9 protein-coding genes are annotated in these 14,762 nt (G+C 65.6%); 4 read left to right on the forward strand and 5 right to left on the reverse strand.

The window, feature by feature from the left end:
- Positions 1-37 precede the first annotated feature (37 nt).
- Positions 38-2,761 (forward strand): DUF4118 domain-containing protein, encoded by a 2,724-nt coding sequence (locus AB7M16_RS28700; protein WP_453945797.1) that lies wholly within the window; start codon positions 38-40, stop codon positions 2,759-2,761.
- On the forward strand, positions 2,758-3,447 hold the full coding sequence (locus AB7M16_RS28705; RefSeq protein WP_212254491.1) for a response regulator: 690 nt from the start codon (positions 2,758-2,760) through the stop codon (positions 3,445-3,447). The genes AB7M16_RS28700 and AB7M16_RS28705 overlap by 4 nt, the downstream gene beginning before the upstream one ends.
- A gap of 218 nt (positions 3,448-3,665) precedes the next feature.
- Here AB7M16_RS28705 and ku read toward each other — a convergent pair whose 3' ends face one another.
- Positions 3,666-4,544, reverse strand: a complete 879-nt coding sequence (ku, locus tag AB7M16_RS28710) for a non-homologous end joining protein Ku (RefSeq protein ID WP_453945799.1) — start codon at positions 4,542-4,544, stop codon at positions 3,666-3,668.
- 118 nt (positions 4,545-4,662) lie between these two features.
- Between ku and ligD the strand changes: the two genes are divergently transcribed.
- Entirely contained in the window at positions 4,663-7,338 is a 2,676-nt protein-coding gene (ligD, locus tag AB7M16_RS28715; RefSeq protein WP_453945801.1) for a DNA ligase D, read from the forward strand.
- Between the two features lie 130 nt (positions 7,339-7,468).
- Here the strand turns inward: ligD and AB7M16_RS28720 are convergent, their stop codons facing one another.
- The gene (locus AB7M16_RS28720) at positions 7,469-7,633 is read right to left on the reverse strand and encodes a DUF3309 family protein (RefSeq protein WP_008560028.1); all 165 of its coding nucleotides are present in this window, start codon (positions 7,631-7,633) and stop codon (positions 7,469-7,471) included.
- Positions 7,634-7,812: 179 nt separating this feature from the next.
- On the opposite strand from AB7M16_RS28720, the gene AB7M16_RS28725 reads away from it, so the two are divergent.
- Positions 7,813-8,130: a polyhydroxyalkanoic acid system family protein gene (locus AB7M16_RS28725; protein ID WP_453945804.1), complete on the forward strand. Its 318-nt coding sequence runs from the start codon at positions 7,813-7,815 to the stop codon at positions 8,128-8,130.
- A gap of 2 nt (positions 8,131-8,132) precedes the next feature.
- Here the strand turns inward: AB7M16_RS28725 and treY are convergent, their stop codons facing one another.
- Genes treY through glgX form a run of 3 tightly spaced genes read right to left on the reverse strand, consistent with a single transcriptional unit; the run spans position 8,133 to position 14,762 of the window.
- Complete coding sequence (treY, locus tag AB7M16_RS28730; protein WP_453945806.1) at positions 8,133-10,934, reverse strand: malto-oligosyltrehalose synthase; 2,802 nt, start codon at positions 10,932-10,934, stop codon at positions 8,133-8,135.
- A gap of 1 nt (position 10,935) precedes the next feature.
- Complete coding sequence (treZ, locus tag AB7M16_RS28735; RefSeq protein WP_453945808.1) at positions 10,936-12,687, reverse strand: malto-oligosyltrehalose trehalohydrolase; 1,752 nt, start codon at positions 12,685-12,687, stop codon at positions 10,936-10,938.
- Positions 12,684-14,762: a glycogen debranching protein GlgX gene (gene glgX, locus AB7M16_RS28740; protein WP_212254497.1), complete on the reverse strand. Its 2,079-nt coding sequence runs from the start codon at positions 14,760-14,762 to the stop codon at positions 12,684-12,686. Before glgX ends, treZ begins: the two co-directional genes overlap by 4 nt.

The following is a 14,762-nucleotide window of genomic DNA, read 5'->3' on the forward strand; positions in this document are numbered from 1 at the left end:
TCTAGGCTCGCAGTGTGGGGGTGATTATACTGGCAAGATGGTCCGAGAGCGCCGCGATCCCGAACAACGTCCGTCCCCGGAGGCCCTGCTGGAAGCGGCGCGCCGGGAGGAGAGCGCGAGCGGCAGGCTGAAGATCTTCGTCGGCGCCGCTCCCGGCGTCGGCAAGACCTACGAGATGCTGCAAAGCGCCCATGCCAAGCGCAAGGCCGGCATCGATGTCGTGGTCGGCTTCGTCGAGACCCATGGCCGCGCCGAGACCGAGGCGCTGGTGCGCGGCCTCGAAGTGGTGCCGCGCAAGCGGCTGGACTACCGCGGCCAGATCGTCGAGGAGATGGACCTCGACGCGGTGATCGCGCGGCGGCCGCAGATTGCGCTGGTCGACGAGCTCGCCCACACCAATGCGCCCCTTTGCCGCCACCCCAAGCGCTATCTCGACGTCGAGGAGCTGCTCTCGCACGGCATCGACGTCTACACCGCCGTCAACATCCAGCACATCGAGAGCCTGAACGACGTCGTTGCCCAGATCACCCATGTCAGGGTGCGCGAAACCGTGCCGGATTCGGTGTTCGACCGTGCCGACGCCATCGAGCTGATCGACCTCACGCCAGACGACCTGATCCAGCGGCTGAAGGAGGGCAAGGTCTATGTGCCCAAGCAGGCCGAGCGGGCGCTGGAGCATTATTTCTCGCCGGGCAACCTCACGGCGCTGCGTGAGCTCGCCCTGCGCCGCACCGCCGAGCGGGTCGACGAGCAGCTGCTCAACCACATGCAGGCGAATGCGATTCCCGGGCCCTGGGCCGCGGGCGAGCGCATCCTGGTCTGCGTCAGCGAGGATCCCCGCGCGGCCGGCCTCGTGCGCTACACCAAGCGGCTGGCCGACCGGCTCCATGCGCCGTTCACCGCGATCTCGATCGAGACGCGGCGATCGCTGCAATTGTCCGACGAGGAGCGGGATCGGCTCGCCGATACGCTGCGGCTCGCGGAATCGCTCGGCGGCGAGGCGCTGACCATTCCCGCCGTCGGCCGCCGCATCGCCGACGACGTCGTCAATTTCGCGCAAGGCAACAACGTCACCCAGATCGTGATCGGCAAGTCGACGCGCTCGCGTTGGTTCGAGATGACGCGCGGCTCCGTCGTGCACGATCTGGTGCGCCGCGCGGGCAATATCAGCGTTCACGTCATCCCCGGCAACGAGCTTTCCGGAGAGGCCGCGCCCAAGATGGCGGTGCAGACCGCCGCACGATCCGAGCCATTCGATCCCTTGCCTTATCTCAAGGCGCTTGGAATCGTGCTCGTGGGTCTCGGCGCGGCCAAGTTGATCCAGCCTTATTTCGGCATCGAGAACGTCGACCTGGTGCTGCTGACCGCCGTGGTCGCGGTGGCCGTGCGCTATGGCCTGTGGCCGTCGCTGCTGGCGACCGTCGCGGCCTCGCTGTCCTACAATTTCTTCTTCCTGCCGCCGATCTACACTTTCACGATCACCGACCCGACCAATGTCGCCGCCTTCGTGCTGTTCCTGGTGGTGGCGATGATCGTCTCCAATGTGGCGGCGCGCGTGCGCATCCAGGCCGACACCGCGATCGGCCGGATCAGGATGACCGAGCAGCTCTATGCCTTCAGCCGCAAGCTCGCCGGCACCGCCACGCTCGACGACGTCTTGTGGGCGAGTGCCTACCAGACCGCATTGATGCTCAAGGTGCGCGTGGTGCTGTTGTTGCCGGATGAAGGCCTGCTCACGGTGAAATCAGGCTATCCGCCCGAGGACGAGCTCGACCAGGCCGACCTTGCCGCCGCCAACTGGGCGTGGAGCAACGATCGCCCCGCCGGCCGCGGCTCGGACACCTTGCCCGGCGCAAAACGGCTGTTCCTGCCGATGCGCACCGGGCGCGGCCCGATCGGCGTGATCGGCATCGACAACGACCGCACCGGCCCGCTGCTGACGCCGGACCAGCGCCGGCTGCTCGATGCGCTGGTCGACCAGGGCGCGCTCGCGATCGAGCGCGTGCTGCTGGTCGAGGACATGGACCGCGTCAAGCGCACCGTCGAATCCGAGCGGCTGCGCTCGGCACTGTTGACCTCGATCTCGCACGATCTGAAGACGCCGCTGGCGTCGGTGTTGGGCGCAGCCTCGACCATGCGCGATCTCGCCGGTGCGCTCTCCGACACCGAGAAGCGCGACCTGCTCGCCACCGTGATCGACGAATCCGAGCGGCTCAACCGCTTCATCGCCAATCTGCTCGACATGACCAAGCTCGAATCCGGCGCGATCGTGCCCAACACGGCGCTGCACGATCTCGGCGAAATCGTGGGCAGCGCGCTGCGGCGCGCGAGCAAGATCCTGACCGCCCACAAGGTCGAGCTGGCGCTGGCCGCCGATCTGCCGATGCTCCAGCTCGATGCCGTGCTGTTCGAGCAGGTGCTGTTCAATCTGCTCGACAACGCCGCCAAGTACGCGCCGCCGGAGACGACGATCTCAATCCGCGGCCGGCGCGACGGTGCTCATGTCGTGCTCGAGATCGCCGACGAGGGCGCCGGCATTCCGGCGGACGAGCTCGAGAGCGTGTTCGACAAGTTCTATCGCGTGCAGAAGGGCGATCACGTCCGCCCCGGCACCGGGCTCGGGCTTGCCATTTCCCGCGGCTTCGTTGAAGCGATGCACGGCACGATCTCCGCTGCCAATCGCAGCGAGCGAAGCGGCGCGGTGCTCACCGTTCGCCTGCCGGTTCCGGCAGAGAACCACGCATTGGATACCGCCGCATGAGCGCCGCTCCGATCAAGGTCCTGGTCATCGACGACGAGCCGCCGATCCGCAAATTGCTGCGGATGGGGCTGACAACGCAGGGCTATGACATCCTGGAAGCGCCGAACGGCAAGACGGCGCTGGAGAAGCTCGACGAGGAGCCGGCGCTGATCATCCTCGATCTCGGACTGCCCGACGTTCAGGGCCATGAGCTGCTCCGCACCATCCGCGCCCGCAACGAAGGGGTGCCGATCGTGGTGCTGTCGAGCCGCGGCGACGAAGCCGGCAAGGTCCAGGCGCTCGATCTCGGCGCCGACGATTATCTGACCAAGCCGTTCGGGATGGAGGAGCTCCTGGCGCGCCTGCGCGCCGCGCTGCGCCACCAGCTTCAGGTCAAGGGCGAGCGTCCGGTGTTCCGCACCGGCGATCTCTCGGTCGATCTCGTCCGCCGCATCGTCAAGATCGGGGATCGCGACGTGAAGCTCTCGCCGAAGGAATACGACCTGCTGCGCGTGCTGGTGCAGCACTCCGGCAAGGTGCTCACCCATCGCTTCCTGCTGAAGGAGCTGTGGGACGAATTGACCGACGCGCAATATCTGCGCGTCTATGTCCGCCAGCTCCGCCAGAAGATCGAAGCCGATCCGGAGCGGCCGCAATACGTGCTGACGGAAACCGGGATCGGGTATCGGCTGAAGGCGGGGGATTAGCGTTCCACAGACCCCGTAGGGTGGGCAAAGGCGCAACGCGCCGTGCCCACCATTCTCTCGATTTCGATAACGGTGGTGGGCACGCTTCGCTTTGCCCACCCTACGATATCTCTCTCCACATCGTCATTGCGAGCGCAGCGAAGCAATCCAGAGTCCCGCCGCGGAGGCGGTCTGGATTGCTTCGTCGCAAGGGCTCCTCGCAATGACGCCGGTGTAAACTAGCCCGCCTTCCTGTGCCGCGCCGTCGACCGGTGCGCCTTCTTCGGAGCGTGCCGCCGCCCCGTCGCGCGGCGCGCATGCGACTTCGCCGCCGTCTTCTTGCCGCCCTTCAGGCTCTGCTTCAGTGCGTCCATCAGGCTGACGACGTTGCTCGGCCGTTCCTCGGGCTCGGGCAGCTCGATCTTCTTGCCGCTGGCCTTGCGCTTCACCAGGGCCTTCAGCGCGTCCTCGTATTCGTCCTTGAACTTGCTGGGGTCGAAATGCGCCGCCTTGGTCTGCAGGATGTGGCCGGCGAGCTCGACCATGTCCTTGGTGATCTTCGGGCTCTTGATGTCGTCGAAGAACTGGTCCTCCTCGCGCAGCTCGTAAGGGAAGCGCAGCGTGGTGCCGAGCAGGCCCTTGCCGAGCGGCTCGATCGCCATGACGTGCTCGCGGTTGGTCAGAACGATCTTGGCGAGCGCCACGCGTTCCTGGTCCTTCATCGCGTCGCGGATCACCGCGAAGGCATCGACCGCCGCCTTGCCGTCGGGCGCGATGTAATAGGGATGGTTGAGAAAGCGCTGATCGATCTCCTCGCGCGGCACGAAGCTCTCGATGTCGATGGTGTGATTGCTCTCGATCTGGACCGCCCCGAGCTCCTCCGGCTCGATCTCGACATATTTGCCCTTGCGCAGCTCGTAGCCGCGGCCCTTCTGATCGCTCTCGACGACGTCACCGGTCTCGGAATCGATCATCTGCTGCTTGAGCCGGTTCCCGGTCTCGCGGTTGATCAGGTGAAACCGCGTCTTCTCCGCCGCTGTGGTCGCCGGATAAAGCACGACCGGACAGCTGACCAGCGACAGCTTCAACGTTCCCTTCCAATAGGCACGCGGGGCCATTCCATTCTCCAGTGTTTTCAAGGCCTTTTGGAACCCCAACCGTCCCATCGGGTTTTGGTTCCGGGCGGGACTTTCGCCGTGATAGGCTTTCAGTGCCGAACGAGAAGCGGGACCGGTCGTGCTGCAAAAACTTTCAACGTATCGACAGAAGCGGGACTTCGAGAAAACGCCGGAGCCGTCGGGCAAGACCGCCGTGGCGCCATCGAAACAGCGGCGCTTCGTGATCCAGAAGCATGATGCGAGCCGGCTGCACTACGATCTCAGGCTCGAATTCGACGGCGTGTTCAAGTCCTGGGCGGTGACGAAGGGGCCTTCGCTCGATCCTCATGACAAGCGGCTCGCGGTCGAGGTCGAGGACCATCCGCTCGATTATGGCGATTTCGAAGGTACGATCCCCGAAGGCCAGTACGGCGGCGGCACCGTGATGCTGTGGGACCGCGGCACCTGGGAATCGGACGATCCGGAAGCCGGCTTCAAGAAGGGCGATCTGAAGTTCACCCTTCATGGCGACAAGCTGCAGGGAAGCTGGGTGCTGGTGCGCATGCGCAACCGCGGCGGCGAGAAGCGGACCAATTGGCTCCTGATCAAGCACCGCGACGAAGATGCTCGCGAAGGTGCGGACAACGATGTTCTCGAGCAGGACAAGTCCGTCGCCTCCGGCCGCACCATGGATCAGATCGCCGCGGGCAAGGGACGCGCGCCGAAGCCGTTCATGCTGGCCAAGGGCACGAAGGCCAAGGCCGACGCAGTCTGGCAGTCCAATCGCGCCGAGGAGACGAAAGGGCGCACGGTGAAGCCGGCGCCGCGCACTGCGTTGAAGGCCGGCAAAGCGGCGAAGAAAAGTACAACGGCCGCGACGAACGCCAGGAAGGTGTCGGAGATGCCGGATTTCGTCGCGCCGCAGCTCTGCACGCTGGTCGAGCGGCCGCCGGGCGACCAGGGCTGGTGCCATGAGATCAAGTTCGACGGCTATCGCGTCCAGCTCCGGGTCGAGGACGGCGAGGCGACGCTGAAGACGCGCAAGGGTCTCGACTGGACCAGCAAGTTCGCTTCCATCGCCGAGGAAGCCGCCGCGCTGCCGGACGTGATGATCGACGGCGAGATCGTCGCCCTCGACCATAACGGTGCGCCGAACTTCTCCTCGCTGCAAGCGGCGCTGTCCGACGGCAAGACCGACGACCTGATCTTCTTCGCCTTCGATCTGCTTTTCGCAGGAAGCGAGGATTGCCGCCGTCTGCCGCTCAGCGAACGCAAGGCCCGGCTGAAGCAGCTGCTGGGCCAGCGCAAGCGGAAATCGAGCCAGCTCCGCTATGTCGAGCATTTCGAGAGCGGCGGCGATGCCGTGCTGCAATCGGCCTGCAAGCTCGAGCTCGAAGGCGTGGTGTCGAAGAAGCTGAACGCGCCCTATCGCTCGGGGCGCACCGAGAGCTGGGTCAAGTCGAAATGCCGCGCCGGCCATGAGGTGGTGATCGGCGGCTACAAGACCACCAACGGCAAATTCCGCTCGCTGATGGCAGGCGTGCAGCGCGGCGATCATCTCGCCTTCGTCGGCATGGTCGGCACCGGCTTTGGCGCGGACAAGGTCAAGCGCCTCATGCCGTCTCTCAAGGCCATGGAGGTCAAGAAGAGCCCATTCGGCGGCAAGAACGCGCCGAAGAAGACGCGGGACGTGCACTGGCTGAAGCCGGAGCTCGTCGCCGAAATCGAGTTCGCGGGCTTCACGGCCGACGGCAATATTCGCCAGGCGGCGTTCAAGGGGTTGCGGCAGGACAAGCCGGCCGAGGAAGTCCAGGCCGAGACGCCCGTCGATACCGAGCTCGCCGAGCCCCGGGCCAGGAAGGCGGCGCGCACGAAGGCGGGCGGACGATCGAAGCAGGCCGCTCCAAATGCCGAGGTCATGGGTGTGGTCATCTCCAAGCCGGACAAGGAGCTCTGGCCCGACGACGGCGATGGTGGCGTGGTCACCAAGCTGGACCTTGCCCGCTATCTCGAAGCCGTCGGCGAGTGGATGATCGCGCATCTCAAGGGCCGGCCGTGTTCGCTGATCCGCGCGCCCGACGGCATCAAGGGCGAGTGCTTCTTCCAGCGCCATGCGATGCAGGGGACGTCGAACCTTCTGGAACTCGCGCGGGTCTCCGGCGACCGCAAGCCCTATCTTCAGATCGACCGGATCGAAGGGCTTGCCGCGGTGGCGCAGATCGGCGGCGTCGAGCTGCATCCCTGGAACTGCGCGCCATATGCCTACGACACCCCGGGCCGGCTGGTGTTCGACCTCGATCCCGCGCCCGACGTCGACTTCGCCGACGTCGTCGACGCGGCCAAGGAGATGCGGCAGCGGCTCGCCGACATCGGCATGGACAGCTTCTGCAAGACCACGGGCGGCAAGGGCCTGCACGTCGTGGTGCCACTGCTTCATGGCGCGCGCGACAAGGTGAGCTGGAAGGAGGCCAAGGCCTTTGCGCAAGGCGTCTGCCAGTGGATGGCGGACGATGATCCCGAACGCTATCTGCTCAACATGTCGAAGAAGCTGCGCAAGGGAAAGATCTTCCTGGATTATCTGCGCAACGACCGCATGTCGACGGCGGTGGCCCCGTTGTCGCCGCGAGCCCGCGCCGGGGCCACGGTCTCGATGCCGCTGACCTGGGCGCAGGTGAAGAGCGATCTCGATCCCAAGCGATACACGCTACGCACCGTGCCGGCCCTGCTGGCGCGATCGAAGGCGTGGGAGGGTTATGACGATGCCGCCGCATCGATCAAGGCGGCGATGAAGAAGCTGGCAGGGAAGGTGAAGTAGGTCGTCGCTGTTGCGACGAAGGCGGGTGCCGTAGGGTGGGCAAAACGAAGCGTGCCCACCACCTGCTTTCGTTCGAGCGATGAGGTGGGCACGGCGCGCCGCGCCTTTGCCCACCCTACCAAGTCTGCATCTAGATCCTACCCATCAGCAGAAGGATCAGCAGAATGACGATGACAAGCCCGAGGCCGCCGCCGCCGTAATAGCCGGTGCCGTAGAACGGCCCGCCGCCGATGCCGCTGAAGCCGCCGAGCAGGGCGATGATCAAAATGATCAGAATGATCGTGCCGATTGACATGCGAATCTCCTCCAGCCCTTTGTTCAAAGGGTCGTTGCAACCTGTCCCGTTGTGCGGGGGCAACTTGCCGCAGGTTGTAAAGTTCCGGCTTTGAAACACGGACGGGGGATCAACTTGCATGGAACCTTTGTTGGTCGACCTGACATGATTATGTGGAGTTAGTCAGAAGAGGCAGGACCATGTCAGCACCGCTCGTCGTCTCAATTCCGCATCGTCTCCGCCGTGAGGAGGCGGTGCGCCGGCTGAAGACTGGGCTTGGCCGCGCCGCAGCAAGCATTCCCGTGATGCAGGTCGAGGAGGAACGCTGGAGCGGCGACACCATGAATTTCCGCATCCGCGCGCTCGGCCAGGTCGCGACCGGGCAGGTCGATGTCGCCGACGATCAGGTCCGGGTCGAGGTGGTGCTGCCCTGGCTGTTGCAGCGCTTTGCCGAGATGGCGCAGGCGACGATCAGGAAGCGCGGCCAATTGCTGCTGACCAAAGATGGGGGGAAGTGACCTCAGGCGCGCACGCGTTGTCGCGGCGCTCCGACGGCATTCGCGGTTCGGGCCGCGATGACCGAGGCAGGATAGTCGCGAAAGGCCTGCGCGAGCGGCAAGTCGTTGCCCGCAAGGCCCGGCACGGTATAGCCCGTGATGTCGATGGTGGCGTCGATACCTTCCGGTGCGGGCCATTCCCGGCCCGCTTGGGTGAACGGGGCGAAATGACGCCCGGCCACGACGATCGCGGCGGCGCGGCCATGACGGCGCGCGAAGGCGATGACATGGCCGGCATGGGCGCCTCGTACCTCCAGCGGCTGGTAGTCGCCCTGCGCGAAGACGTCGCCCAGCTCGTTGCGCAGCTTGAGCAGATGCCGCGTCCAGGCCAGCTTGAGCTTGCCGTCCGGCCAGCTCCCGATCAGGTCGCTCCAGTCCGGCGCTTCCAATGATGCCAGCGCCGCATGGCGCGCGGCAAAGTCGACCGGGCGGCGGTTGTCGGGATCGACCAGCGACAGGTCCCAGAATTCGGTGCCTTGATAGAAGTCCGGCACGCCCGGCAGCGTCGCCTTGAGCGTGAGCTGGCTCAGCGAATTCAACGTGCCGAGCAGCGCGATGCGGCGAGCCAGCGTCTGCAATGCCTGAAGGAATTCTGCGGACTGATCAGGGTCGAGGAGCTTCGCGATGAAGTCGCGGATGCCGTCCTCATAGGCTTCATGCGGGTTGAGCCAGCTCGTCTCCTCCTTGCCCTCGCGCGCAGCCTTGAGGGCATAGGCCTGGACGCGCTCGGCCAAGGCGGCATCGGCCGGCGCCTCAATCGGCCAGACGCCGAGCAGGGTCTGGTAGAGCATGTATTCGAACGTTGCCGACGGCGCGCGGAAATTGCCGTGGAGCGTGAGATGCGGTGCATTCAGCACCTTCCAGCGCGCCACCGCGCTGGTCCATTCACCGGGAATCTCGCTGAGCGCCGCGATGCGCGTGCGCGCATCCTCCCCACGCTTGGTGTCGTGGGTGGCGGTTGCCGTCATGCCTTGCGGCCATTCCCTGGCGCGAGTCTGCATGGCCTGGTGGAAGGCGGGAATGCTGAGGCCGGTGCTTGAGGGATCGCCGCCGACCTCGTTCAGCGCGAGCAAGCGGTGGAACTGATAGAACGCGGTGTCCTCCAGCGACTTCGCCATCATCGGCCCCGTGAATTGCTGCACCTTGAGCGCAAAGCGGCGCACGCGCGGGGCGCTGTGCGGCGGACGGCCGGGCTTGAGCAGGTCCATGGTCAGGGCATCGCGCAGGAAGTCAAAGATGCCGTCGTCGGCGGCGAACCAGTCCCGGCGGGCGCGCGCGATGGTGTCGTCGATCAGCTTGCGGTCCGCTGCCGTCGGGCCGCTGTGCGTCAGATAGGTGCGATAGACCGGGAAATGCAGCACATAGAGCTCGAGCGCCTGCCGCAGGCTGTCGGCCGAGAAGTCCCGCGTCGAATAATGGCCGTTGGCGATGCGCGCGAGCAGGCGGGTCAGCACGGTGAATTCGCTGGTCAGCAACGTCTCGAGCACGCGCCGCTTGGCGTCCTTGACGTAAGGCACAAGCCGCGGCGGCCGGTTGCTGATCTGCCGCCAGGTCTCGTCCAGCGCCTCCAGCCCCCTGGGATCGATCAGCACGTGGGTGATGACATTCATCCACTCGTAGCCGGTGGTGCCCTGGACACCGGCGAAATGCGGCAGGCGCTCGTGCTCACACAGGATTTTTTCGATCACCGTATAGAACGGCTTTGTGTTGCCTTGGGCGGTGTTGCTTTGGGCGTCGCGCACCAGCCGGCGCAATCGCTGGCAATATTGGGCGGGGTCGCGCAGGCCATCGATGTGATCGAGCCGGATTCCCTGCAATTTGCCGTCGGCAATGAGCTGCTTCACCAGCCGGTGCGTGGCGGCAAATGTGCTTGCGTCCTCGACGCGCAGACCGGCGAGGCCATTGACGTCGAAGAAGCGGCGATAATTGATGTCGCTGGAGGCAAGCCGCCAGTGCCCGAGCTTGTAGTGCTGGCGCTCCAGGAGATGATGCAGCGTCAGCGTCTGTGCCGGGCGGTCCTTGCCGGCGCGATAGGCGGCAAGGCCGCGCTTGATGATGTCGGCGGCGCCTGCGATCTCCTTGAGCTCGGCCTTGAAGCCGGGAGCTTCCTTGCGATTGGGACGCCGCAGCCCCGTGTAACGGGTCGCGAGCGACAGCAGGCGCTTGCCGGGCTCCGTTTCCGCCGCGTCCGCCTCCTTGACGACCATCCGCAGCATCTCGCCATAGCGCTCCGGCGCGATGGGCAAGCGGTGCTCGAAATACCACGCCGCGAAGCTTCCTTCGTCCGGGTCGTAGCGCAGCTCGATGTCGCCGCGCTCCAGCGCCTCGCCGTAGGACGAGCCGAGGATCGGCAGCAGCACGCCGCCGCGGGCGCGGTAGGCCAGCTGGTCCCAGTCGATGTCGAAGGAGGCGGCGTGCGGAGAGGCCTGGCCCCATTCCAGCACGTCGAGCCACCACGGATTGTCGGCAAAATGCACGCCGACATGATTGGGGACGAAATCGATGATGAGCCCGAGATCGTGCTGCTGGAGCGCTTCGCTCAGCCGCGCAAAGCCGGCTTCGCCGCCGAGCTCGGGATTGAACTGGCCGTGGTCGACGGTGTCGTAGCCATGGGTCGAGCCCTTGCGGGCCTTCATCACCGGTGAGGCGTAGAGATGCGTGATGCCAAGCGCCTTGAGGTAAGGAACGACGGCGGCAGCCTTGTCGAAGTCGAAATCTGCGGTGAGCTGGAGCCGGTAGGTCGCGAGCGGAATGGCGGGAGGCATCCTAACCTCCGAGGCGCCAGATCACCGACCAGGGCGGGAGCCGCTCGCCGGATCCGCCGCCCCAGATCGGCGTGCCCGCGCTGACGCTGGAGGTGATCTCGTGATCGGACAGATTGGCGACAAGGCGCAATGTCGAGCCGTCGCCCATGCGCCAATGCGCGGTGAGGAGGCCGTTGTCGGCCGCCTGGGCATCACCGAAGCTTGCGCCTTTCAGCCGCGGCATGACCTGCTTGCGACGGACGCCGAGCAGCTCTCGCACCAGCCCAAGCCGCGCATCGTGTTGCGGCGTGCGGCCGGTCCAGTCGAGCACGGCCGATTGCAGCGTTGTCGGATCGAGCGGGTCGGGCACCTCGTCGCCGTATTTTTCGTAAGCCCAGGCATATTCCCGCTTGCGCCCCGTGCGCACGGCATCGGCGAGTCCGCCCTGGAAATCGCAGAAGAACGGGAAGGGGACCGTCGAGCCCCATTCCTCGCCCTGAAACAGCATCGGCACCATAGGCGCGAGCAGGGTGACCGCGAGCGCGGCCTCGATCTGCTTTGGCGATGCCAGACTTTCCAGCCGCTCGCCGAGTGGACGATTGCCGATCTGGTCGTGGTTCTGCAGGAAATTGACGAAGGTGGCCGGCGGCAGCTGGCCGCTCGGCTCGCCGCGCGGCTTCTTGCCCCAGAACTCCGAGATCTCGCCCTGATAGACGAAGCCGGAGGCGAGCGCGCGCGCCAGGTCCATGCGCGGCGTCTGGTAGTCGCCATAGTAACCTGCATGCTCGCCGGTCAGCATCACGTGCCAGACGTGATGATAGTCGTCGTTCCACTGCCCGCGATATTTGCCGTTCGGCGGCTCCTGCGCAGCGTCGAGCAGGCTGGCGCGATTGTCGCCGTTCTCCAGCACGAGATGGATGTGGCGTCCCGTAGCCTTGGCGAGCTCGCCGGCGGCAACGCTGAGGTCCTGCAGCATGGACTGCTCGCCCGGGACAGCCATGATGTGATTGGCGGCGTCGAGCCTGAGGCCGTCGAAGCGGTAGTCGGCGAGCCAGGACAACGCGTTCTCGACGGCGAAGGCGCGCACTTGCGGCACGCGATAATCGATCGCACTGCCCCACGGCGTGTGCGCATCGGTGAAGAAGGTCGGCGCGTAACGGCCGAGATAGTTTCCTTCCGGGCCGAAATGATTGTAGACGACGTCGAGGAACACCATCAGCCCGCGCAGATGCGCCTCGTCGATCAGCGTCTTCAGGTCTTCGGGCCGGCCATAGGCACTGTCCGGCGCGTACCACAGCACGCCGTCATAGCCCCAGCCGCGGCGTCCCGCGAAATCGGCGAGCGGCATCAATTCCAGCGCCGTGATGCCGGTCGCGGCGAGATGATCGAGCTTGTCGATCATGGCGCGATAGGCGCCTTCCGGCGTGAAGGTGCCGACATGGGTCTCGACCAGCACCGTCTCTTCCCAGGGACGGCCGCGCCAATCGCGCGCGCGCCAGGCGAAGTTATCGTGATCGATCACCTCGCTCGGGCCGAACACGTCCTCGGGCTGGAAGGCCGAAGCGGGATCCGGCACGTCGATGTCGTCGTCGATTCTGAACTTGTATTTGCTGCCGGCGGTGAGGCCGGCGATCTCGGTGACGTACCAGCCGTCCTGCCGGCGCTGCATCGCGTGCCTGCGGTCGAGCAGGAGATCGACGCGGCGCGCGGCCGGCGCCCACAGCCGGAACGACACGCCGTCCTTGGTCGGCCTCGCCCCGAAGGATGGCCTCATAGCGCGCCTGCGAAGGCAAGCACGGATCGCGGCGGCGCCTTGCTGTCGCTCCCGGGCAGGAAGTCGATCGTATTCAGCTTGGCATCGGTCGTGTTCAGGAGCTGCTGCCAGCTCTTGTATTCGGTCATTTTGGGCAATTTGAATGCGATCTCTTCGGGAGCGGCGTTCAGTACGATAAAGATCGCGGCCCCACCCGGTTCCATCGGGCCCATCACATAGGAGAGAAACCGCCCATCCGGGAATGTCCAGTCGCTCTCCGTCATCTCGTCGCCGGCGGGCGTCAGCCACAACGCGCCGTAGGAGACGCCGTCCTTGGGCCGGCCGTCGAGCCAGCGATGACTGCGCAGCTGCGAGAAACGGCGACGGATGTCGGCGAGCTGGGCGACGAAGTCGATCATGTCGTCGCCGTCCTTGCCGAGATTGTCCCAGCCGACCCAGCCGACCTCGTTGTCCTGGCAATAGGCGTTGTTGTTGCCGGATTGCGAGTTGCCGACCTCGTCGCCGGCGAGGATCAGCGGAACGCCCTGGGCCAGCATCAGGCAGGCCAGCACGTTCTTGCGCAGCTGACGGCGCAGGCTGATGATATCAGGATCGTCGGTCGGCCCCTCGACGCCGCAATTGTTGCTGTGATTGTCGTTGGAGCCGTCGCGATTGTCCTCGCCGTTGGCCTCGTTGTGCTTCTCGTTGTAGCTGAAGAGATCGGCGAGCGTGAAGCCGTCGTGGACGGTGATGTGGTTGATGCTGGCGCGCGGCCGCCGCCCGTCGTGATTGAACAGGTCGGACGACGCGGTCATGCGGCTGGAGATGTCGCCGATCAGGCTGCCTTCGCCGCTCCAGTAGCGGCGCATGGCGCTGCGATAGCGATCGTTCCATTCCGACCATTGCGAGGGGAAGGCGCCGACCTGGTAGCCGCCGAGGCCGAGGTCCCATGGCTCGGCGACGAGCTTGACGGTCGCCAGCACCGGATCCTGTCGCACTGCGGTCAAGAACGAGCTGCCGCGATCAAAACCGTTCGGCCCGCGTGCCAGCGTGGTGGCGAGGTCGAAGCGGAAGCCGTCGACGTGGCAGACCTCGACCCAGTAGCGCAAGGAATCCATCACCATCTGCAGCACGCGCGGATGGGTGAGGTTCACCGAGGAGCCGCAGCCGGTGAAGTCGTCGTAATAGCGCGGGTTCTCGCGGTTCAGCCAATAATAGGAGGCGTTGTCGATGCCGCGATAGCACAGCGTCGGACCGAGATGATTTCCCTCGGCGGTGTGGTTGTAGACCACGTCGAGCATGACCTCGATGCCGGCATCGTGCAGCCGCGCCACCGTGGTGCGGAAGGAATCGAGCGCATTGTCCTGGGCGTAGCGCGGCTCCGGCGCGAAGAAGGACAGCGTGTTGTAGCCCCAGTAATTGGCGAGCTTCTTTTCCACGAGGATGCGGTCGTCGACGAAGCTGTGCACCGGCAGCAGCTCGACCGTGGTGACGCCGAGCTTCCTAAGGTGCTCGATCATCGCGGGCGAGGACAGGCCGCCATAGGTGCCGCGCAGGTTCGGCGGCACGTCGTCGCGCTTCTGGGTCAGGCCCTTGACGTGGGCCTCGTAGATGATGGTGTCTTCCCAGGGAATGTTCGGCCGGATCTCGCGGCGGCCCCAGTTGAAGGTCTCGTCGACCACGACGGCCTTGGGCATGCCGCGCGCGTTGTCGCGCCGGTCGAACGACAGGTCCTCGCGCGGGCTTCCGGTGCGATAGGCGAAATGCGCATCGCTCCAGACCAGGCGCCCGGCGAGCCGCTTGGCGTAGGGGTCGAGCAGCAGCTTGTTGGCATTGAAGCGATGGCCGTGCTCGGGCTCGTAGGGGCCGTGCACACGATAGCCATAGAGCTGGCCCGGCGAGACGTCGTTGAGATAGCCGTGCCAGACGTCCTCGGTCTTCTCGGGCAGCTCGATGCGCTCGAGCTCGCGGCGGCCTTGCGTGTCGAACAGGCAGAGCTCGACCTTCTGCGCGTTGGCGGAGAACAGCGCGAAATTGGTGCCGCGTCCGTCCCAGCTTGCGCCGAGCCGTGCGGGCGATCCAGCGGTCAGGCGCAT

This window comes from Bradyrhizobium sp. USDA 372 (assembly GCF_053629095.1).

What these genes read in the sequence shown, in the direction of transcription:
- AB7M16_RS28725 (WP_453945804.1), top strand. Translation starts at nt 7,813, where the DNA reads ATGTCAGCACCGCTCGTCGTCTCAATTCCGCATCGTCTCCGCCGTGAG.
- glgX (WP_212254497.1), bottom strand. Translation starts at nt 14,762, where the DNA reads ATGCGCCTGACCGCTGGATCGCCCGCACGGCTCGGCGCAAGCTGGGAC.
- treZ (WP_453945808.1), bottom strand. Translation starts at nt 12,687, where the DNA reads ATGAGGCCATCCTTCGGGGCGAGGCCGACCAAGGACGGCGTGTCGTTC.
- treY (WP_453945806.1), bottom strand. Translation starts at nt 10,934, where the DNA reads ATGCCTCCCGCCATTCCGCTCGCGACCTACCGGCTCCAGCTCACCGCA.
- ku (WP_453945799.1), bottom strand. Translation starts at nt 4,544, where the DNA reads ATGGCCCCGCGTGCCTATTGGAAGGGAACGTTGAAGCTGTCGCTGGTC.
- AB7M16_RS28700 (WP_453945797.1), top strand. Translation starts at nt 38, where the DNA reads ATGGTCCGAGAGCGCCGCGATCCCGAACAACGTCCGTCCCCGGAGGCC.
- AB7M16_RS28705 (WP_212254491.1), top strand. Translation starts at nt 2,758, where the DNA reads ATGAGCGCCGCTCCGATCAAGGTCCTGGTCATCGACGACGAGCCGCCG.
- AB7M16_RS28720 (WP_008560028.1), bottom strand. Translation starts at nt 7,633, where the DNA reads ATGTCAATCGGCACGATCATTCTGATCATTTTGATCATCGCCCTGCTC.